The following is a 20,224-nucleotide window of genomic DNA, read 5'->3' as shown; positions in this document are numbered from 1 at the left end:
AATTGTAAAACGAAAAATAAATATTATTTTCGACGCTCATGTTAGTTAGGGTGAGTTTTTATTCGTTAGGTTTTTTAATTACGCCGAAGAAACTATTGGCTAAGTTGATGATTCTATAGATGAACTGATCACGCTATTTTTAAAGTTATCCTGTGTTTCTTTTAAGTATTGCTTAGGAGATTGTCCTAAATGTTTTTTAAACATGGTAATAAAGGCTGAACCTGAATCGTAACCTAGTTCGCCTGCAATTCGGTTAATATTTTCTCCTTGTTCGATGCGTTCTAGAGAGAATAAAATTCGTAATCTTTGACGCCATTCGACAAAACCCATTTGCGTTTCTTTTTGAAACAACCGATTAAGTGTTCGGGGAGTTGCACCAATAGTGTGGCTCCATTCTTCAAGTGTCGTATTATCGGCTGGGTTATTATTTAAGCTTGCGGTGATTTTAATCAACCGTTTATCAGTTGGCATATGAAGAAATAATGGTTCTTTATGCGCACATTCGATTTCGTTTAATAAAACTTTTAATAAATTATTTTTTATAGAGTCAATTGGTGAGTTTTCTTTCCATTGGGTTACTCGTAAAATTAATTCGCGTAGTAGCCGATTTATATTGATAGGGGTTGTTTGTTCGGGCAAATTTTTAGACCATTCATTATCAATATATAAGCTTCGAAAACTGAGGCCAAATCTGGTTGATACTGTATGTGGGGTAAATTTGGGGATCCAGAGTGCTCGTTCAGGGGGAATGATGAAGCTTGCGCTAAGGGTACTTACTTTCATTATACCTGCCGATGCATAGGCAAGTTGTCCCCAAGGATGTTGATGAGTTTCAACATTATAGTTTTCTGGCATTTCAGAAACTCTGGCCAAAACAGGTTTAGCCAGAGCTTCTGAAGAATAAGCTGAAGCACCAAGGCTCCATATTGGAATGTCCGAATTGATAAATAATATGTCTTTAATACGAAAGAATGCTATTGAGTCTAACGCTATAATCCTCTTCATACAATAGCTTGTAATCATTCGTATGGAGAAAATATGCAATTTCCAGAGCATTTTCGTAGCAAAAAAGCTTTTTTGGTTGTTACTACCGTTTTAATGGCATTAACCTTTTCGGGGTGGCTTGCAATGTTAAATAACTTTGCCATTGAAAAAGCGGCATTTACGGGAGCTGAGATTGGTATGTTACAAAGTCTACGAGAAGTCCCAGGCTTTCTTGCTTTTACTGCAGTTTTTTTACTCTTGGTTATTAGCGAGCAGACTTTGGCGCTCATTTCTCTTTGTCTAATGAGTATAGGAGTGGCAATTACAGGCTTTTTTCCTTTTGAAATTGGTTTATATGCAACAACAGTTTTGATGTCGGTTGGTTTTCATTATTTTGAAACGGTTAATAACTCGCTTTCTTTACAGTGGTTAAGTAAAGAGGAAGCGCCAGGGGTTTTAGGCCAACTGATTTCTATTCGTGCAATGGTTTCATTGATAACTTATGCGGTTATCTGGTTATTTTTTAGTGTGTTTTTATTAGAGTACGCAACCGCTTACTTTATTATTGGAATGATTGGCTTTTTATTATTTTTGGCACTTTGGGCTGTTTTTCCTCGCTTTGATATATCTGTCGAACAGCATAAGAAATTGATTTTACGTAAACGTTATTGGTTGTATTACTTACTCACTTTTTTTAGTGGTGCAAGAAGACAAATTTTTATGGTTTTTGTCATATGTGCAATAAAAACTTTAAAAATATTACACTCACAGGCGCTAACTGATTGTTATTTAATGAAAAATAACTTTGATAACCGAGCCTTTTCTTAACAAAAACAGGTCGTTATGTAAACAATCACCAGATTTTAGTTTTTATCTTACTTCTAATCCCAAAACGAGATTGCGGTTTAACGATAAAAGTATTTCAAGCCAACTAGTAAAATTAAATAGAGATAAATCATATTGAGTATTCTAACTAAATATCAAACCAAAAAACACTTTCTGGCAATTACCACAATTTTAATGGCTATTACCTTTGCAGGGTGGCTAGCTATGTTAAATAATTTTGCAATCGAAAAGGCTTCATTCACAGGTGCAGAAATTGGAATGCTGCAAAGTCTTCGCGAAGTGCCAGGATTCCTGGCTTTTACCGCAGTGTTTTTGTTGTTGGTAATCAGTGAACAAACACTCGCATTAATTTCATTATGTTTAATGAGCATTGGTGTCGCAATTACTGGATTGTTTCCATTTGAGATCGGTCTTTATGCAACAACGGTATTAATGTCAATTGGCTTTCACTATTTTGAAACCGTTAACAACTCGTTGGCACTACAATGGTTTAATAAAAAAGAAGCACCGGCGGAATTAGGAAAACTGATTTCAATACGTGCAATAGCTTCGTTAGTCACTTACGCAGTGGTCTGGTTATTCTTTTCTATTTTGATGATTAACTATGCGACGGCTTACCTCATAGTGGGTGGTATTGGATTCGCGTTGTTTTTATGGCTATGGCTTGTGTTTCCTAGCTTCGAGCCTGAAGTTGCTCAACACAAAAAGTTAATCCTTAGAAGCCGATACTGGCTCTACTATTTATTAACTTTTTTTAGTGGCGCGAGAAGGCAGATATTTATGGTTTTCGCCGGTTACTTAATGGTCGAAAAATTTAACTATTCAGTTTCTGATATTGCGACGCTTTATATTATTAATCATGTACTAAATTGGTATTTAGCTCCTAAACTAGGAAAATGGATCGGAAAAATAGGCGAAAGACGAGCTTTAACTATCGAGTATGTTGGGTTGATTTTTGTTTTTGTCGGTTACGCGGTTGTTGAAAGTTCTGAAATGGCCGCTGCTCTGTACGTGATTGACCATGTGTTTTTTGCAATGGCTATCGCGATAAAAACATTTTTTCAAAAAATAGCTTTTCCAGAAGATATAGCATCATCATCGGGAGTTAGTTTTACGATCAATCACATTGCAGCAGTAATCATTCCTGCTGCGTTTGGTTTGTTGTGGCTTGTCAATCCTTCAATAGTATTTTATGCCGGTGCTTTTATGGCTTTTATTTCGCTAGTGTTATCGCAGCTTATTGATAGTGAACTTAACGCTAAAATGATTCTTGAACCTAATTAAACTTAGTAGCACTTTCGTTCAAATTGAGTTGTTGTCATTATGCTAAAACCAACAAAAATGAAGACGAAAGGAATACAGAAATATCTATGACGAATCATACGCTCACCACTGCTGCACGAACGTTGTAGAACACTTTTGTGGATGTGTATATTAGCTAGATAATAATGAACTTGAAATTCTATGCATATTCCGAGTAGTTTTTATTTGAGATTAATGTTGCTGCTCATTATCTGCTCTGTTTTTGTGAATAAACACCACTAAGGCGAGAGTAGCCTGCTTCTACAAGCATCTGAAGATTATTGATGAGAGATGTGTTTTTACTAATGCCCGGTGACGGTATCGATTTAACATATAAACTTATATCATTCGATAAAGTTTTTATTCTGGTCATCGTTAAATAAGTAGGCAGTTTTTTTACTTTTAGAATGTATTTTCCTTTTTTGTTTTTAACGATATGGTTTGTCATGTCCGCTGCGACAACATACCACCAAAGTGAAATTTCGTTGTTTTTATATTTGTAATAATGTTCTGCTTTTGAAAGAGCGAATGTAATGTTTTGAATGAGATTGTTTTCGTGTTCCAACATTTTTCTAAAGTAATAGTTTTCTTTTTGTCTGTTGGGTTTGCAGTTTCCCCAAGTAGTATTCAGTCTATGGGTATTATCTATTTTGGTCGTTTTTACACATCCGTTTCCATAATATCGGCTTAGTCTTGACGCTGAACTATAAGTGTGCTTGTTGTTATTGTGTACAATCCAGTTGTCTGCACTCAATGCAAGTTTTAGATTTGGCCGTAGACTAGCTATATCTGAATTTAACATGTCCCACAACTTATCAAGATAACCAAATTGTTTGTCTTTAAGGAGAGTGATGAAAGCTATATTGGAGTATTTAGCGAGTACATTTTCATCAATTCTCCCATAAGAGTATCTAGCATCATATCTTGCAATGTTGTTATCAATATAGAGCTTTGCTGCTGCGGGATTATAGGAGTAAAATTTCCGTAAATGCACGCCAACTCGCTCATTAGCATACTTAGTTCCGCTATTTACTTTCTCTTGCTTGTAATTAAGTAACACTCTAGAAAAGGCATGTTTTTCTTCTGTAGTGATTGTTCTTAACCCAGGCGTGAAATCTCTATCAATAGATGTCTCCACTGCGGCTCTACCACCGCAGCCAATGAAAGTAACAATAAGGGCTATTGATAATATTAATCTAGACATAGTACTAATACCTTTCGAATTATTATGTTTTTTACATAGAAATTTATATAATTTTGGTGGCGAATATCTTAGTTGACCTTTAGTTTATTAAAACGGCGAATCAAATGTTGCAACTACCTGTTCTCTGTACGCACCTATAGCTGGATCAGTTTATTTTGTCATATAGACAGTCCTCCTGAAATAACTCATCAACGGAACATCTTTTTTTTCGTCTGATAGCTTTAGCTTGCGCCCACTTTTTTTCAATCGGATTTAAGTCAGGGCTATAAGGAGGTAACCATTGCAAAATACATCCCTTTTTCTCAATAGCTTCACAGATGTCTTTACGCTTATGAAAGCTGGCATTATCCATCACAATCACCGCATTAGAGGGAACTTTAGGTAACAAATCTTGTGTTACCCAAGCATGAAAAACATCCGCATTAATACTTCCGGCAAACAAACTTAAAGTCACAAAGGTATTTCGGATAATTGCCCCAATAGCATTAATACGACCTTTGGCATGCCAATCATGAACACCATAACAGCGTTGACCTTTGTCCGAATAACCATGAGTACGAGGTGAGGATTGAGCAAATCCACTTTCATCCAAATAAACGACAGGCTTTCCTAACTGCTCGTACCGACTAAGTTGTTGTTGAAACCTCGCCCGCTTTAATTCATCTGCTTTGGGGTGGCACAGTGTTTTTTTTATAGCTCTTATTTAACCGTTTGAGAGCATCGTGAATACTCGGTTGCGAAACACCAAAGCGCTTGGCTCGTTCCCATTGATAATCATCAGGGAAATCTTCGACATCTTTTTTCAGTGTCTCCATGCAAAGCTTGATGCTGGGTCTATTTTTTTTCGCACAAGGCTCAATGTTTTTATTCCAACGAAGAAGGCTTCGCATGGATATATCAAAGTGCTCTCCGGTTTCTTCAAAGGTTAAACCGTGTTTCTGTTTATAAGCCAAGACGTGTTGGCGAAATGCTATCGGATAAGTCATGTGAGTATTATGCCATAATAAACCTATTTAGCTATAGTATTTCAAGTGAGTGCAATAATTGACTGTTGCTGCTAATGGAGCTTTTTTCTTGACTGTAAATAGAATAGCTACAATTGTTTTGGTCAATGTCAAACTCGAATGCTTTTGTACTTGAATCGAATGAAATACCATTTGCATTCAAATTTTTGTTATTGATAGATGAGTCGCGACTGAGCTTTTCTTTGGTAATGACAGACGTTTCAGGTAAATCTTCTTCAATACGATACGCATAGTTAACTAGGCTTGGTTCGCTGAAGGTATAAAGCCAGGCATGTTGATCCGCAGAACCATTTACTCTTAATACTCGGCCTAAAACTTGCCTGAAATACAGTTCTGTTTTTATTTTACTTAAGTGGCAGCATACTTGAAGTCTTGGAATATCAGTTCCTTCGCTTACCATGCCAATCGCAACAATCCATTGAGTAGTATTACTTCGATAAGAATTAATTATTTCTGAGGGGGCATCTTGTTGGTATGAAACCACGACCGCTGATTGATTAAAATTGTATTGAAGTATCTGCATAATTTGAAGAGCGTGTTTGACTGATGATGCAACAACTAGCCCACCTGCATTGGGAGTTTTTGTCCTGAGCTCAGCTAATTTTTTGCATCCTTTATCAAGAATATACTGAATGGCTTTTGGAGCAGTAATAATATCTTGGTAAGAAGCTGCCTTTTCATTGAGTAGTGGTGTAAATCCTTCAAATATACGAATATTATTTTCGCTATCAGTAACTGATATTTCTTCATTATCAATTAACACAATCTTTGGGATCCTGCAAACACCTTCTTCAACAGCCTGTCTGAGCCCATATACATAATTGCAATCTATGGTCCCTGCTTTTAAGTAGCTGGAGAGAACAATAGGTGATTTATCTGACCGCCAAGGTGTTCCTGTTAACGCCAATGTATAATCAGCCTGCTCTTGAATATTGAGAATAATTTCTTCTCCCCATGAGTTAGCGCTCTCAACAGTAGATCCTGAGCAGTGGTGAATTTCATCAAAAACTACCAAAACGCGGTTAGTTCTTAAAATCTGCCAAAATTTATCGTCAAAATAACTCATAGATTGATATGTGTAAGAACTTCCAATAGCGCCAATCACCCCATCAAACCTGTGGTTGAGGCGCTTGGAAAAAGTCGCCTTAAAACTATGAGCAATTGCGATAGAAGGAGAAAAACACAAAACGAAATCTACTAGGTTTTGTTCAATCAGTCGTGCTGCAACTTCGGAAGACATAATTGTTTTTCCTGAGCCTGGTGTCGCCAGACATAGAAAATGTTTACTAACTCTCCTAAAGTGATTTATCGCATGCCTAACGCACTTAGATTGCCATGTTCTTAATTTCATAGGGTTAATTAGAATAATGCGTCAGGACAGTTTTGAGTGCTTTGATTTTGCCGAGAAGTTTCGAGCTTTGGTCTCTAGCTTGATGGTATTCGGTTTCTAGGAGAGCTTTGAATTCAGGATTCGATTGATATAAGCGCATGTATTCTTCCGACTCACCAACACTTGCTAACAAGTCAATTTTGTACTGTTTGAGCAGTTCTTCAATTTTCATTATCGCATCATTATTGTTTTCACGAGGAGCTATAGTTATTTGAGACGAGCTATTAAGAGTTCGAGTTTTAAACTTAGTTTTGTGGAACTTAGGGGGTTTATAGTATTTGGACTCTCTAGAATTTCTAGCTTCTTCTTTTTCTAATATGCCTAATCGAAGAAAACGTAAAACTTGTCTGTAGACAAATTTTCTTACTTCTACTGCACTAGCGAGGACAGCTATATCCGCAATGTAAGCGTCACGTAACTGTATAACAGTGAAATTGTCAAATGATTTAGCTTGAATCACTGAATTTAGGTGTTCGTCAACTGTTATGACTTTATTTGACATTACTTTTTCCTTCAGATTTTTAGATTATCCAATTGCTGTGCAAGTAAGGCGGCTATGATAAACACATTTTTTAGAAATGTATACAATTGTATGCGGTGAGGTGTTCCAGATTAGAGCAACATAAACCCTTATTTTTCAAGAGGGTCTATAATTGGATTTAGCTCACGCATTTGGCGTAGTTCTTAAGAAGCATAGAAAGAAAGCTGGTTTTTCTCAGGAAAAGCTGGCGGAAGTCTGTGGTATTGAAAGAACTTTCGTTTCCATGCTGGAGCGTGCCGAAAGAAGACCTTCGCTAGCCATGACATTTGATTTAGCGAAAGCCTTGAATGTGAGCGCTAGCGAGTTAGTCATAGATATAGAAAAAGCGATTAAATCTAACAATAATGACTAGCGTATATTTATTGACCGATAGAATTAAAAAACTTTTCTTTTTTACCTGTAAGTAAACTCCTCAACAAACCAATTGAAAATTGAGCAAATTAAAGCTTTGCAAAAGCAACTTTGCTATAAGTATCAATAAATGTTTGCTGATAAATTCGACCAACACCTTTGAGGTTACCCACGTAAAAAGTGTCCTGAGAGCCTAAATAGCCTGGGTGAGCGGTTTCTATCTCACCGCAAGCCTCATCATCATATTTCTTCTTTTCTAGTGCTGCAACCTGTGCGTCGCTTAAAATGATACCTTCATTAGCAACCTTTTCCTCAAGTGCTTTAAGGCGCTTTTTGAAGTTCTCCAGATCATGACGAAGCCAAATTGAGCGAACTCCCTGCCTGAAACAAACACCCCTTGTTTGCGTAATTCATTACTTGTTCGATGCTGGCCAAATGCTGGCTGCTCTATCGCATAAGCCACAACAGCTTGCTCTGTCGCTTCATCAACTCGGTTCTTAGGGTTGGCTTTACGCCTAGTCTTTTCGATTAAGGCATCAATTCCTCCTTCTTCAACCAGCTCTTGATAACGATAAAATGTATCTCTTGAAACGCCCATCACTTTACAGGCTCTTGAAACATTATTGAGTTCTTCAGCTAAGTTTAATAAACCTGCTTTGTGTTTTATGATTGGATTGTTAGTATGTAGCATGAGAGTTACCTTTTGTTTTGATTTAAAGATTCGACACCTTTATCAAAACGGGTAACTCTCTTCTGGTCAAGCTGAAGTGTCAGATGAAGTCGGAACTAATACACTTCAGGCTAAAAATTCCTATCAATTTGACTTGTTCTATTCGAGTCACACTTTTAAACCTACTGCAGACCACGCCTTATTTGCATAAGTATGAATTGCCTTTTCACTGACTGATTCTTGGTCAACAGCATTATCCGCACAGACTTGTAATAATTCTTGTGTATTGGGGCAGTTAGATTTCCAAGTTGCCTGGTTTAACTTTCCAGTAATCTGAACGTAAGGATGGCTAAATCCATCTTTTAACAAATCTAAATGCATTGCATGGTATATGGCACTTAACTGAAGATTTGGGATAACACTCTTTAGGCGCCAGAATATTCTTAAGCCTTCACGATCAAGATCGCCCCAAAAATAGATTTGGGGATGTGTTAGGAGTACTGATACGTCTGGTGGACTACCGCTGCGGACTAAACTTCTCAGACCATTACCTTGCTCTATAATTGATGCTAGTTGGCGCCCATATTCATTTCCAGATCGTGAAAGGCCATACCCATACGTAGCTACCCAAGCAATACTTTCACAACCTCCAACTCCAATTGCAACCTCAAAAGCTTGCGGATTCTCAACCAAAACGACACATTCAGGATCTTTCGGTCCCGCTGTAATGACATATGATGGAGAACCAGCCAGAACGCTAAGATCTATACCGAAGTTTCGCAGGCAATGGTAGGGAAGTGCATCAAGTATCTTGGAGCTTCCGAGTAAATACCTTGAGCTGACAATATAGCGTGATTCACCCTCGAGTTCAGGTAAGTCTGCTCTAAGTCGACGCAAACCGTGATAAAGATGAATCAAATCAGAGTCACATAAATCTGCAAGTTGTTCCGACAAACCCAACAAACTTTCTATTTCGTTTCTATTGGCTTTATTCTCAACAAGAATACTTTCCCAACGAATTTCAGATTCGGATCGGGGTTTAAGGATATTAAGAAAAACTTTTCCTATGGGCTCACCGCGTAACCATGAATCGCATTTCACTTCATCCGAAGCCTTGAGTTCTAATAAGCCTTTGATTACATCCGACCGATCCAACTTAGTTTTCTTCTGTAAGCGTTCAACCAGCTTGTCTCCTTGTGCAGATGATTTATTACCTTCCGTCAAGGCATTACGTATTTGATCTAATTTGTTCACTTCAAATGTCCGATTTAGGGATGTGGCGGATCTGTGCAGTTTTCAAGATAGCTTCATCTTTGTTTTCTTCGGAAAAATTCACCCATCCTCTTTGATGGTCTCCATCCTTACCATTCCCTTCTTTTTTACCGACAATCAAAACTGGAAATTTGTTGAAGTCGTTCTGATAATGTGGATTATGTATCAAGCCTATAAGCTGAAAACTTCCTCGTGTGCTCTCTATTCCAGACATAGAGCTATCAATAAGCTCCCGGTTGGAGAGGTTCGAAAACATGCCATCGATCAACATTATGTTGGTGGACATCTCTCGTGCCTTTTGTTGTGATCGTCGTGTGGACAGCCTTTTAGCTTCACGTTCAATCGAAAACTCAGCCAAGCGAATAGCCCACATCAAGGATAATGCCGCCTTCTGTCCTTCACTTAGTTTGGCATTGAATTCATGCTCTCCACCTCCGCTACGAATTGAAGTGTTAACATATGTAATTGTCGGGTTCGAGAAAATCGCCTTGTACAATGTTTCTCGAATAGTCGCTCTAAGTGAGTCGTGGTACGCATCATCATCATTCCCAAAGGCTCCTTTAGCTTGTCGCTCTCTCCGTTGTTGCTCCTGAATATCTACTTCAGCTACAACCCCGTCCATAAGACGTTTTATACCACTTCTATCGAGAACGTCGGCGTTCACATTGAAGTACGAGGTATGTGAGCCACGCTTGGATCCTACTACGGATTTCAGAATACCCAGATCTGTTGCCGCATAGTCAATAAGGTGTGCGAGCCTGCTCGTTACAAGCTGCCGTGATTCACGCTCAGAGGATTCAAATTTTTCCAGCAAATCCTTTGATTTTTCATGCTGGTCCAAAATACCTTCGTAAAGATTTCTTACTTTAGGTATGTCTTCTGAGCCTTTAACCTCCTTCAGCGCTTGCGCTTCTACAGGCTTCAGGCCAGTAGCAACACTTCCGATTCGTATAGACTCATTGATGAACTCAGAGACTTTATTTCTCAAACCATCTTTTGTGCGCCTAAGGTCTGCGGCTTTTGTTAATCATAAAGGCTTCTCTACCGTTTCAGGGCTAGCGCTTGGTATTGATGCCGCGGCTCATACAGGAAGTATTGAAGTTGGTGGACCAACTATCGCTGTATTAGCCAGTGGTGTTGATTTATTCACTCCGAAGCAGAATGCAACACTGGGTCAAAGAATATTGGAAACTGGTGGTTTAATTGTTAGCGAACAGCCACCGGGAACACCGGCAACACGAGAGAAGTTCGTTCCACGGAATAGAATTCAAGTCGGTTTATCAAGTACTTCTATCATAGTTGAGTCATCGATAAAAAGTGGCACAATGACACATGCTCGGTTTTGTTATGATGAAAAACATCCAATATTTGTTGTTATGCCACAAGACGGAAATCCCCTAAATCTAAATTATGCTGGGCCTCAAAAGTTAATTAATGAAATGGGGGCTACCCCGCTGTATTCAAAAGATGATTATTATTTAATAATATAACTGGATTCATAAAAGATAGGCTCGTTGGAACTTTTTTAGCCATCAATGAAAAACTAGTGCGAGAGCTGAAAAAGTTTAGACCTTTAGTCGTATTACCAATAAAATTTTCTATACTATATTGTTCTCGTCTTGCTTGATGGAGAAGAATTTTATCTTTCATAGCCATAACCTGACACTGATATTAAGATATTTAACGCCTTGCCAAGTTGTTTTTTGAAGTTGATGCCCATGAATTTCTGGAAATCATAGTATAACATTTTTGTTGGTTATCTATAGACTTGTTCTCAATGTCATAGTAGTAATGTGTCACTTCATAACGATCAAATGCATCTTTAGAAAGTTTGTTCATTGCAAAAGGATTGTGATGTATTTGCAAACCATCTAAATGAGTTTCAAAGTGTTTATCATTTTCTTTGATTTCTATTATCAACCCTTTTTGAGCATGATAACGACTTGATCTTATGTCTCTATCCAGTGAGGACTGCGTGATAGCCTTACTTAACGTCCCCATAGTAGAAAAAATAACTGCGCTGATCTCTTTATATTTATCGTTTGTAAATATTCCAAGCTCTAAAGACACTTTTTCATTTTTTATGGCAAATGGTACTTTAACTTCTGTAAAGCCATTCTCCTTATCAATACCTTGCCCATATAGAACTCTATTTATAGCTTCATTATTTTGTATGAAAAACATATGTTGTTCGAAAGGTGCAACAGCGACGATAAATGGATTTCCATTGACATGATCAAACTTAGAGTAAGTATTAAAATACTTTTTATGTTTACTATTTATAGCGTTTAAGATTCTAATGCTTGCAAAATTCAAGAATTCATCATTTTCTTTCAGCTCATCGCTTTCCCATTCGGGAACTGAATCATGTGCATGATTAGCTGTAACAGCTTCTATATTAATTATTTCATTGTTCGATGCCTGAACGGTAAAATCTGGACTGGCTTTTGAAAAGTCGACATTGAGATTTAAATCTTTAAAGCATTGGAATAAATAAACTTCCCAAAATGATGAGTTGAATGTTGTTTGAAATTCATAATTAAACTTATTATCTCTATCTTCAAAACCGCTAGCCCAGCGAGATATTACATCGCGTACAGGTTTGTTTTCACCTTCTAGTAAATGTTTGAAGTTTGGGTGAAGTAAACTTTCATCATCGACTATAACATCAAAAAGGTTTAGAGGTTTTTTTGCTAATCTAATTTCCTCATCAACATAAAACCGCCCAAACTTATAGTGGTACATGATATATTCAACAATATAAATTCGAACAATAGCTGAATTATTAACACCTATTTCCTTGGATATTTGCATGATAAGTAGAACTAAAAATTGCTGGGGGCCTGTAGGACCATCTACATCTTCCCAGCTTCTACCCATTGCACCAATATAATCAGTTTCATTAAAGTAAAAGCTTTTAATTCTATCTTTTACAAAGTCGTTTCCCTGTCTTGCAGCATCAAGCTCTTCAAGTACAAATTGCATCGCAACTTTTTTACTATTTTTCTTTGAGTCAATAATTGATATTAATTGTTTCACTGCTTCATTTATTATCTTTTGCATCGAAGGCCTTAAAATTGAACGTAATACATATGATAGCTAATGCCCGCAGAACGCGCAGATTTGTAGTGAGGCAAAGCCGCAACGAAAAAGCCTTCTTTGTGATTGCGTTTGTTATGCATTTATATCGACCCCATCCACTGACTGAAAAAATTCCGCCTGACTGAACTCTTTAACTTTGACTTTTTCTGGATCATGACCACAGGAAAAAGATAGGTCAAATGCTTCTCCTCCAAGATTTATTACAATCGAAGATAGGACTTCCCCAACCAAACGCCAAGCTTCTATAGCTATCTCAAGTAACTCATTATCAGGTAAAGCTGGAATTTTCCACTCTCTTCTAACTATTGGCCAAGAGTCACTGTCTGGGCCTAACCAACTCCTAATCATTTTATCGCTACGGCATTTGTCTTTAAAACGTTCATATGCTTCTAGAGTGCTTTCAGATGGAGCTACGTGGAATCCGCTTGCGATCTTAATCCCTCTCCCTTCAGTAGTACCCACCACTCCGCTACTTAATACTTCCAGCATTCCACGATGAACAATAAAATTCCTTGTTTCGTGGAGTAATGAAAATAAAGCATTTTCATTCAGCGATGATATAACGGGTTTGAACGTAGCCTTATATTCGGAGTTGTTTTGCAATTCCATCTGTAAAATCTGTGGAATTTCTTTGATTGCTCGCACGAACGAATTAAAAGAGTACCTGAATAAATCTGGCGTATGATAATTGGCTTCCATTTGATGGATATGCCAATGGCATTCAGACCATCTATCTAATGCGGATTCAATTTTTGAATGTGGGCAACCCATGACTCACCTAGTATGCATAACGCTTATTCTATGCAGTAAATCACATTAAGAAACACCATTTTTATGCATAGCAATTATTTTTTAGTTGAAATTCAAAAGTTTACTGCTCCTTTAAGAATTTTCAACTGTTATTACATATGAGCCTAGACTCATATAATGTCTATTCTATAAACGTCTGGCCAAAAACACCTGTCCCCAAGGCAATTGGTAACAAATTGTTGACCAATTTTATCATCCTTATATGCCTCGGCAAACTTCCGCATGTATTTGAGATTTGTTTTGGAAACTCCACCCTTAACATCGCAATGGGGACAAAAAACTGCTAGCACAGGGTGTTTATGTATTGTGAATTCAGCGTTCATTTTCCAATGTTATATGCTGTACCTAGTCTTTGTCATCTTTTTTGGGTATAACTAACCTATCCTCTTTTATTGTAAAATAAATAATAGAATGTGAGAAGGAACCCCATAATGAAACTCTTGAAGCGTTTAGCATTAATTTTATTATTTAATTGCATATACTCAACCTCTGCTCAATCGATTAACTTTACCGGAGGTTGGAAAGGTGAAATCTTGGGTGATGCGTTCGAAGTGGTTATCTGGCAAACTGAAGCCATCTACAATAATTCGCGACAGAAATATTATGGTGTTATGTATCTCTCCAAATACGATTGTCTAATGATTTTTCATTTAGATTATCAAGAAAATGGTGAGACTCAGGGATATTTTAATACAGAACGAAAAAACAACCCAAAAGCGGCCAACTGCAAAAAGAACACTAAGAGGAAAGATGGATTTCAAGCTTCATTTAAAGCTCAGTCGCCAATCAATAAGGACTCCATTACATTATTCACTGAAAGAATGGTTTACAAGGATAAAAAATATCGAGATCCGAATCGTATTCGCTTTAAAATAAACCGGGGTTTGGTTTCCGAAAGTATGTACGATTACATTAATTCCTTCACTTGGCGTGGAACGGTCATGACACCGCCTTTTGATATCATTGAAATCTTAAAAAACACTAAAAAAATTGATAGCAATGACTTATTAACCATTCAAACAAAGCCAGAAAATTTCAAGCTCGATAACCCCAATGGATACTTCACAGTTTCCAACTCGGCTGTCCATAGAATTGAAGTGACAAGTAACACCGCACTAAAAAATTACACTCTGAGATTCTATCAAGTAGTAAGTGTTCAACCATTCGCTCGAAATGGTTCTTTGGTTGGCATTGGTGTTTGGGACCCAAAAAAACAAAAGTTGTCGTTCCAAGACGCAAAGCACGTGGATGGTTGCGGCGTGACAGTCACAAAACCGATTAATTTTGAGTTTAGTGGGGTTAACATCAAAGGACTCTCTCATCCCTCTTTATCCGGTACCACCTCTGATCCATCATGCGCACTGAGCTATATCAGAAATTGTTCTTACCATAGCTGCCGAATATGGAGTGATGATCCTCGGTTTGGGAAATTTAAGCCAGCCTATTATATTATAAAATCCAAAAGAGCAGCATTAAAAATCTACTCTTTAGTTGATAAGCCCAAGAAAGATGCATTCGATGATATAAAAACCAAAATCTATTAATACTATATCATTTTTTCTTCTGGTGATTTCGCTCTTATCAAGAAGGAGCGAAAGAGAAGCTGGAAATCGGGACTTCTTGTCAACTACTGCTACAAAATTGCATTATTCTGTGGAGTTACTTATACCTTTCTTAGCTTGTATTGAAAACTAAAGACAAGGAGCAGCGAGCTCATTTAATAGAAGCGATTGGTCAGGCTCAGTTGTTACCTGGAAACACGTAAACTTGAGGTGAATACGACTTTAGAAGAAAACCTGCACCGGCAAATGCCTCTAAATTTGACCTCAAGAGGATAAAATCTTTGAAAGTTTAAATGGTTTTTGATGAATTAACCATCCTTTCGAACAGTTGATTTTTAGAAGGAAAATTTCCTGGGCATAAAAAAAGTCCTTTAAAGAGGACTTAAAATAGGTTGGCCGATACACGAGTGGGACTATGCTCCAATCCTCGTGAACGACCATTCTTTCTGTAATTCAAGCACTTAGTGGTATAAGAGCTCAAATGAAATCATGTATACCGCCAATTATAGAGTTCGATTCTATTAAATTCAAGGTGTGTATGAAAATAGATAAATCAGGATTAAATTTTGCGGACACTGAATCTCAACCCTAATTATTTATTCAATAATTCTAAATTCGAAGATTTTCTCAAGTCAGTCGAAACACTGAATATATCAGCACACATTAAGACACCTTATACACGCACTAATCTACCAAAAGCGACAGCCAATGAAGAGCAAGCCAATACGTCCAACTGTAAAATTTCAGATACATTTAGGCTCTTCAGAATTGGAGAGTTTTCTGATAACTTAGAAACGAAGTTTACCAGCTGCTGGACTTCTCTGAAATCTCTTACTAGAGATACATACCCTGATATTAAAGGTACGACTTAAGAGCCATCAAAGCTGTACTGCCAAGCATATCGGCCGATTATGTTGTTAAGCGACTACACGCCTTTCTAACAGCACTACACAATATTAATATTTTGACTTTTTCTGTTGGCAACATCGTTCTAAATCATAAAGGGATAACAAATTAACGTACATAATTATGACAATGTAAGTTATTGCCCTTCGTAAACCATTATTAAGCCGCAAAGCCAATATAAGAAATAAAGCTGGAATCGAAAAATGAAAGTGAGCATCATTGCATTTATATCTATCTTTAATATGTTGAGAGCGTAGTAAACATCTTCTGAAAATTGAACGGCATTTACTGTCGTCATGAATTTCGAGTGAGTAAATATGTGTTATCTATCTATATTATTAATTGAAGTGCAGAACTATGACTTTATCAAAATCTATTGGTGAGAAGCCTGCTCTTACTTTAATAATTCTAAGTTAGAGGGTAACTTTTTTATTTAGCTAAAAGGCAAATACTTTGTGTTTCACTAAAAAAATTTGATATGCTAGCATGTATTAAGCTTATTGATACAAAATAATAAATAGGAATAACCAGATGGATAAAATAGTAGATACATTAGTAGCAGCGCTATCTAGTGGTTTAAGTGAGATGGGTAAATCAGCATTAAAAGATTCTTATAATGCTTTAAAAAACTATCTCAAAAAAAAGCTTTCTAAAGAAGAAGAGTCAGATAAGCTTTTTAAACAACTCGAAGCTAACCCAAGAAATGAAGAGTACCAACAACAAGTAAAAAATGCGATAACGCATACAGTTAATGATACTGATGATGAATTAAAACAATTAGTTACTGATTTAATAAAGTCAATTAATGATAATAAAATAGGTAATGAAGCTTCATCAACGTTTAATATTAAAGCTGAAAAAATTGGAGCAATAGCTGAAAATATTGAAAAATTAGACGTTAAGCTTTAGGTATTCGCTAATGAGCGATAAAGTAACCAAAAATACTGCTCACAAGATTGGGGTTATTGCTGAAAACATTGGAGTAGTTAACGTTCAGCTTGAGAAAAATAAAGTTATCCCTAAAATTATAAGTGCTAAAGCGCCTCATATAAATATTACTCAAGTTATCGGTAGACAAAAAGAATTAGAAGATATTTATAAGCATTTAACTAGTATTAAAAGAGCCTTGTTGCTAAATGGAATGGGAGGTTTAGGAAAAACCACTCTAGCTCAAGCATACTTAACTCAATACTGGAGCTATTATAATCATGTTATATGGGTAGAGTCATCAAATAAAGGTTTAAAATATGATATTATCAGTGACTCAATATTATTACAAAACTTAAGTATTAAAACTGAACAGAATGAAATTGACTTTATTTTTAGTCAAGTTATGAATATATTACGCCAAACCCAAGCAACCCCCGGTTTACTTATCATTGATAACGCCAGTAAGAGTTTGAACAAATATTATGATTTTTTACCAACTCATTCTGAGTGGCATATATTAGTCACATCAAGAGAACTCATTAAAAACTTTGAAGTTATGAAGTTGGATTTTTTATCTACTAAAGATTCTGTCGAATTATTTTTAACTCACTATAAGCGTGGTAAATTAGATAAATCCGAAATCAAGGATATTATTAAGTCTGTAGACAACCATACTTTGACTATTGAAATATTAGCTAAAACAGCACAGCGTCATCGTACCGCATTTGAGCAATTAAAAAATGCACTTCAAGATAATTTAACAACTAGAGTTAACATTAGCCATAACAGCACCAATAAAAGGTTGCAAAATATTACATCATATTTATGTTCTATTTTTGATGCGCAACAATTAGATGATTGTACTATTTGGCTACTTAAACAGTTTGTTTGTTTGCCATCAGAACTCCTTACTTTTGGTTTACTTAAGGAGTTACTTACTGGTGCAATTGATAGCTCGAATTTGTCTGATAAACTAGAAGGTCTAGTTGAAGATGGCTGGCTATTGTACAACAAAATGACAGATAGTTATAAGATGCACCAAATAATTAACTCTGTATTATTGAAATTATTAAATATTTCTCCTCAAGATATTGAGAATCTTGCTATTTCAATTACAAACAAACTAGAACTAAATAAATTCAAAGCAAACTATATTGAATGTTTACAATGGGATATCTATGGGGAATCGATACTAGGTATCTTTAGTAAAAATGAAAATATCATTAAATTTAAACTGAGAAGAAACTTAGCATTGGTTAAACGTGAACTGGGAAGTTATGTTCAAGCAAAATTGCTTATCAAAGAAAACATTAGACAAATTGAAAAAGCAGATGAGAATCAGGACTTATTAGCAGAGAGCTATTACAACATTGCTATTTTATATCATATATTATCAAAGTATAAACAATCGACTTTCTATTTTATTAAAGCAATTGAACTCAATGAAGCTATTTATGGAAAATTAAGCTTAGAAGCAGCATATTGTTATTCGGATTATGGGTTACTTTTGAGAACATTAGGTCGACCTACGTTAGCAAAACTTTATTTGGATAAGGCTCTTGTCATAGATAAATTGATTTTAGGAGATAATCATTCTAGCACAGCAATGAGTTATTCTAACTTGGCTCAAATTTATCAGGATTTAAGAGATTTTAATAAAGCAAAAGAATTACTAGAAAAGTCGCTTGAAATTGATGAAATGAACTATGGCGAAACACATCCATTGGTTGCAACTAGATACTCTAATTTGTCTCTTGTGTTACTTGATTTAAAACAACCTAATGATGCAGAACTATTAATGAAAAAAGCTATACATTCTGATAAAACAACTTTTGGAGCAGAGCATCCATCTTTAGCTATTAGATACTTAAATATGTCTACAATATATTTAAATTTAGAGCAATATCCACTAGCACAATCATATGTTGAAGATTCAATTACCCTAAATGAAAATTTTTTAGGTGTAAAGCATCCCGACACGGGGTTGGGTTACCTTAATCTTGCGCAGGTTTATTACAAACTGGAAACATTTAAGCCCGCAGAAAAATATGCTAAAAAAGCAGAAAGAATCTTTGGTGATACTCTACCTAAGACACACAACTACAATGCTAGTGTAAAAAAACTGCTCTCAAAGCTGAAAAGATGAGAATAACGTTGTTCATAGAGCAACCACTTCTTGTCTAAATTCGTTTGTATTAGCCTGTTTTTCATTTTGTTATAATACACTTCAATAATTGGTTTGTATTCCATTACTAAAATGTCCGGTATGGTAAAGCCAGATTAGGTTAAGTATTCAATATAAAAAAAACAGACTGCTAGTTATAAGCTATTCCGAACCATTGAAAAACAGCATATCTTTTTGTGATGAACCAACAGAAGAAATTTATTGTTTAATCATGAGAAATTGAAAAGTGAAACGTTAGGCTACGATTTCGCCAACCGTACTCTATTTCAACCTAACGTGTCGTGGTGATATTCATTAATAAAAAATAGCTAAACCTAAAAGTTAACAACAGGTTTAACTATACAGATTATTATTGAGGACCATCATCAGGGTCACATGGAATATTTTTATATTTTGATACATTGCCATTTTGGCATGATACTCTCACTGATATTGTATTACCCGAACAATTGGACGGTACAATTAATTCAGCTATGTTTCCATCCGCATGCCAATAATAGGAAGTCCCCTGGAGAGACCATTTGGGCTTGCTACACATAACACCGTTACTATGACTAAATGAACAACCAGTTTCGCGCCCAAAAGTATTGCAAATTAATTTTCCCGTTACCGACTTTGGAGGCGCTGGACATGACTTCTTGCATTCTTGTGTTTGACCATCACAAGTGACCCGCCCTCTGATATTATTACTACAGTTTTGATCTTGATTGCTACATACGCTTGAGCCTTGGCAGAAGAGCTTAGTCCCATCTTCGCAAGTAGCTGAAGCACTACACAAGGACTGATTCTTGGTCTGAGTTTGCAAATATGGAGCATCAGCATCAGTAGAGGGAATAAAAGCAAAAAAACAAAGTGTGACAAAAAAAGCGAGTTGACTGAAAATTCTATGATTAAACATTATTTAATCTCCATGTTTTAAAAAAACTAGATAAAGTTTACATCTCGATAATTAATTTTTAGCTTGAAAGCCCAACAAGCTAAAAATAATCTAGCATAATTTTTTTCATAAAGAAACACTTAAATAAAAGCTCTGAAAAGGTATCCAGTATTAATAAAATGTCACTCCCTATTAGACGTAGATTAAAAAAGGCTTCAGAACGGTGAGGCGATTATTATCCAAACGGGGTGTCCGGTGGAGCCGTTC

At 36.2% G+C, this 20,224-nt stretch carries 19 protein-coding genes and 1 pseudogene; 8 read left to right on the top strand and 12 right to left on the bottom strand.

Annotation, left to right across the window (positions count from 1 at the left end):
- Window positions 1-99: 99 nt before the first annotated feature.
- Window positions 100-1,005 (bottom strand): AraC family transcriptional regulator, encoded by a 906-nt coding sequence (locus tag ACT5E3_RS15860; protein ID WP_444994517.1) that lies wholly within the window; start codon window positions 1,003-1,005, stop codon window positions 100-102.
- 33 nt (window positions 1,006-1,038) lie between these two features.
- Between ACT5E3_RS15860 and ACT5E3_RS15855 the strand changes: the two genes are divergently transcribed.
- A complete protein-coding gene (locus ACT5E3_RS15855) occupies window positions 1,039-1,812 on the top strand; it encodes a hypothetical protein (RefSeq protein WP_444994516.1) in 774 nt (257 codons plus the stop codon).
- A gap of 222 nt (window positions 1,813-2,034) precedes the next feature.
- Window positions 2,035-3,114: an MFS transporter gene (locus ACT5E3_RS15850; protein ID WP_444994515.1), complete on the top strand. Its 1,080-nt coding sequence runs from the start codon at window positions 2,035-2,037 to the stop codon at window positions 3,112-3,114.
- Window positions 3,115-3,340: 226 nt separating this feature from the next.
- On the opposite strand, the gene ACT5E3_RS15845 is transcribed toward ACT5E3_RS15850, so the two are convergent.
- The 5 genes from ACT5E3_RS15845 to ACT5E3_RS15825 all read right to left on the bottom strand — a co-directional run bounded on the left by ACT5E3_RS15845 (window position 3,341) and on the right by ACT5E3_RS15825 (window position 7,253).
- Window positions 3,341-4,336 carry a hypothetical protein gene (locus ACT5E3_RS15845; protein ID WP_444994514.1) on the bottom strand — a complete coding sequence of 332 codons (996 nt, stop codon included), beginning with the start codon at window positions 4,334-4,336 and terminating at the stop codon, window positions 3,341-3,343.
- A gap of 145 nt (window positions 4,337-4,481) precedes the next feature.
- Complete coding sequence (locus ACT5E3_RS15840; protein WP_444998609.1) at window positions 4,482-5,018, bottom strand: IS630 family transposase; 537 nt, start codon at window positions 5,016-5,018, stop codon at window positions 4,482-4,484.
- The gene (locus ACT5E3_RS15835; protein WP_444994237.1) at window positions 4,996-5,322 is read right to left on the bottom strand and encodes an IS630 transposase-related protein; all 327 of its coding nucleotides are present in this window, start codon (window positions 5,320-5,322) and stop codon (window positions 4,996-4,998) included. The genes ACT5E3_RS15840 and ACT5E3_RS15835 overlap by 23 nt, the downstream gene beginning before the upstream one ends.
- A gap of 31 nt (window positions 5,323-5,353) precedes the next feature.
- A complete protein-coding gene (locus ACT5E3_RS15830) occupies window positions 5,354-6,712 on the bottom strand; it encodes a DEAD/DEAH box helicase (RefSeq protein WP_444994513.1) in 1,359 nt (452 codons plus the stop codon).
- A gap of 4 nt (window positions 6,713-6,716) precedes the next feature.
- Window positions 6,717-7,253: a hypothetical protein gene (locus ACT5E3_RS15825; RefSeq protein WP_444994512.1), complete on the bottom strand. Its 537-nt coding sequence runs from the start codon at window positions 7,251-7,253 to the stop codon at window positions 6,717-6,719.
- A gap of 151 nt (window positions 7,254-7,404) precedes the next feature.
- Here ACT5E3_RS15825 and ACT5E3_RS15820 point away from each other — a divergent pair, with 151 nt between their 5' ends.
- Window positions 7,405-7,644 (top strand): helix-turn-helix domain-containing protein, encoded by a 240-nt coding sequence (locus ACT5E3_RS15820; protein ID WP_444994511.1) that lies wholly within the window; start codon window positions 7,405-7,407, stop codon window positions 7,642-7,644.
- A 91-nt stretch (window positions 7,645-7,735) separates the two neighbouring features.
- Here ACT5E3_RS15820 and ACT5E3_RS15815 read toward each other — a convergent pair.
- From ACT5E3_RS15815 to ACT5E3_RS15805, 3 genes and pseudogenes are all read right to left on the bottom strand, one after another.
- Window positions 7,736-8,334, bottom strand: a pseudogene (locus ACT5E3_RS15815) (helix-turn-helix domain-containing protein); the annotation flags it as partial.
- Between the two features lie 147 nt (window positions 8,335-8,481).
- Window positions 8,482-9,537: a Wadjet anti-phage system protein JetD domain-containing protein gene (locus ACT5E3_RS15810; protein WP_444994510.1), complete on the bottom strand. Its 1,056-nt coding sequence runs from the start codon at window positions 9,535-9,537 to the stop codon at window positions 8,482-8,484.
- A gap of 31 nt (window positions 9,538-9,568) precedes the next feature.
- On the bottom strand, window positions 9,569-10,573 hold the full coding sequence (locus ACT5E3_RS15805) for a hypothetical protein (protein ID WP_444994509.1): 1,005 nt from the start codon (window positions 10,571-10,573) through the stop codon (window positions 9,569-9,571).
- On the opposite strand from ACT5E3_RS15805, the gene ACT5E3_RS15800 reads away from it, so the two are divergent.
- Window positions 10,548-11,075 (top strand): DNA-processing protein DprA, encoded by a 528-nt coding sequence (locus ACT5E3_RS15800; RefSeq protein WP_444994508.1) that lies wholly within the window; start codon window positions 10,548-10,550, stop codon window positions 11,073-11,075. The genes ACT5E3_RS15805 and ACT5E3_RS15800 overlap by 26 nt on opposite strands.
- Before the next feature lie 190 nt (window positions 11,076-11,265).
- Here the strand turns inward: ACT5E3_RS15800 and ACT5E3_RS15795 are convergent, their stop codons facing one another.
- The gene (locus ACT5E3_RS15795) at window positions 11,266-12,648 is read right to left on the bottom strand and encodes a hypothetical protein (protein WP_444994507.1); all 1,383 of its coding nucleotides are present in this window, start codon (window positions 12,646-12,648) and stop codon (window positions 11,266-11,268) included.
- 111 nt (window positions 12,649-12,759) lie between these two features.
- Entirely contained in the window at window positions 12,760-13,458 is a 699-nt protein-coding gene (locus ACT5E3_RS15790; protein WP_444994506.1) for a hypothetical protein, read from the bottom strand.
- 470 nt (window positions 13,459-13,928) lie between these two features.
- Here ACT5E3_RS15790 and ACT5E3_RS15785 point away from each other — a divergent pair, with 470 nt between their 5' ends.
- From ACT5E3_RS15785 to ACT5E3_RS15770, 4 genes are all read left to right on the top strand, one after another.
- Window positions 13,929-15,041, top strand: a complete 1,113-nt coding sequence (locus ACT5E3_RS15785; protein ID WP_444994505.1) for a hypothetical protein — start codon at window positions 13,929-13,931, stop codon at window positions 15,039-15,041.
- Window positions 15,042-15,625: 584 nt separating this feature from the next.
- The gene (locus ACT5E3_RS15780; RefSeq protein WP_444994504.1) at window positions 15,626-15,931 is read left to right on the top strand and encodes a hypothetical protein; all 306 of its coding nucleotides are present in this window, start codon (window positions 15,626-15,628) and stop codon (window positions 15,929-15,931) included.
- 565 nt (window positions 15,932-16,496) lie between these two features.
- Window positions 16,497-16,874, top strand: a complete 378-nt coding sequence (locus tag ACT5E3_RS15775) for a hypothetical protein (RefSeq protein ID WP_444994503.1) — start codon at window positions 16,497-16,499, stop codon at window positions 16,872-16,874.
- 10 nt (window positions 16,875-16,884) lie between these two features.
- Window positions 16,885-19,041, top strand: a complete 2,157-nt coding sequence (locus ACT5E3_RS15770; RefSeq protein ID WP_444994502.1) for a tetratricopeptide repeat protein — start codon at window positions 16,885-16,887, stop codon at window positions 19,039-19,041.
- Between the two features lie 388 nt (window positions 19,042-19,429).
- On the opposite strand, the gene ACT5E3_RS15765 is transcribed toward ACT5E3_RS15770, so the two are convergent.
- Window positions 19,430-19,978, bottom strand: a complete 549-nt coding sequence (locus tag ACT5E3_RS15765; RefSeq protein WP_444994501.1) for a hypothetical protein — start codon at window positions 19,976-19,978, stop codon at window positions 19,430-19,432.
- Between the last annotated feature and the right edge of the window lie 246 nt (window positions 19,979-20,224).

This window comes from Aliikangiella litoralis, from assembly GCF_052495765.1.
This window is presented reverse-complemented; position numbering and strand designations above follow the sequence as displayed.

Coding starts and splice junctions, on each gene's coding strand:
- ACT5E3_RS15790 (WP_444994506.1), bottom strand. CDS start 13,458: ATGGGTTGCCCACATTCAAAAATTGAATCCGCATTAGATAGATGGTCT.
- ACT5E3_RS15800 (WP_444994508.1), top strand. CDS start 10,548: ATGAACTCAGAGACTTTATTTCTCAAACCATCTTTTGTGCGCCTAAGG.
- ACT5E3_RS15825 (WP_444994512.1), bottom strand. CDS start 7,253: ATGTCAAATAAAGTCATAACAGTTGACGAACACCTAAATTCAGTGATT.
- ACT5E3_RS15860 (WP_444994517.1), bottom strand. CDS start 1,005: ATGAAGAGGATTATAGCGTTAGACTCAATAGCATTCTTTCGTATTAAA.
- ACT5E3_RS15785 (WP_444994505.1), top strand. CDS start 13,929: ATGAAACTCTTGAAGCGTTTAGCATTAATTTTATTATTTAATTGCATA.
- ACT5E3_RS15855 (WP_444994516.1), top strand. CDS start 1,039: ATGCAATTTCCAGAGCATTTTCGTAGCAAAAAAGCTTTTTTGGTTGTT.
- ACT5E3_RS15850 (WP_444994515.1), top strand. CDS start 2,035: ATGTTAAATAATTTTGCAATCGAAAAGGCTTCATTCACAGGTGCAGAA.
- ACT5E3_RS15795 (WP_444994507.1), bottom strand. CDS start 12,648: ATGCAAAAGATAATAAATGAAGCAGTGAAACAATTAATATCAATTATT.
- ACT5E3_RS15830 (WP_444994513.1), bottom strand. CDS start 6,712: ATGAAATTAAGAACATGGCAATCTAAGTGCGTTAGGCATGCGATAAAT.
- ACT5E3_RS15770 (WP_444994502.1), top strand. CDS start 16,885: ATGAGCGATAAAGTAACCAAAAATACTGCTCACAAGATTGGGGTTATT.
- ACT5E3_RS15835 (WP_444994237.1), bottom strand. CDS start 5,322: ATGACTTATCCGATAGCATTTCGCCAACACGTCTTGGCTTATAAACAG.
- ACT5E3_RS15775 (WP_444994503.1), top strand. CDS start 16,497: ATGGATAAAATAGTAGATACATTAGTAGCAGCGCTATCTAGTGGTTTA.
- ACT5E3_RS15845 (WP_444994514.1), bottom strand. CDS start 4,336: ATGTCTAGATTAATATTATCAATAGCCCTTATTGTTACTTTCATTGGC.
- ACT5E3_RS15765 (WP_444994501.1), bottom strand. CDS start 19,978: ATGTTTAATCATAGAATTTTCAGTCAACTCGCTTTTTTTGTCACACTT.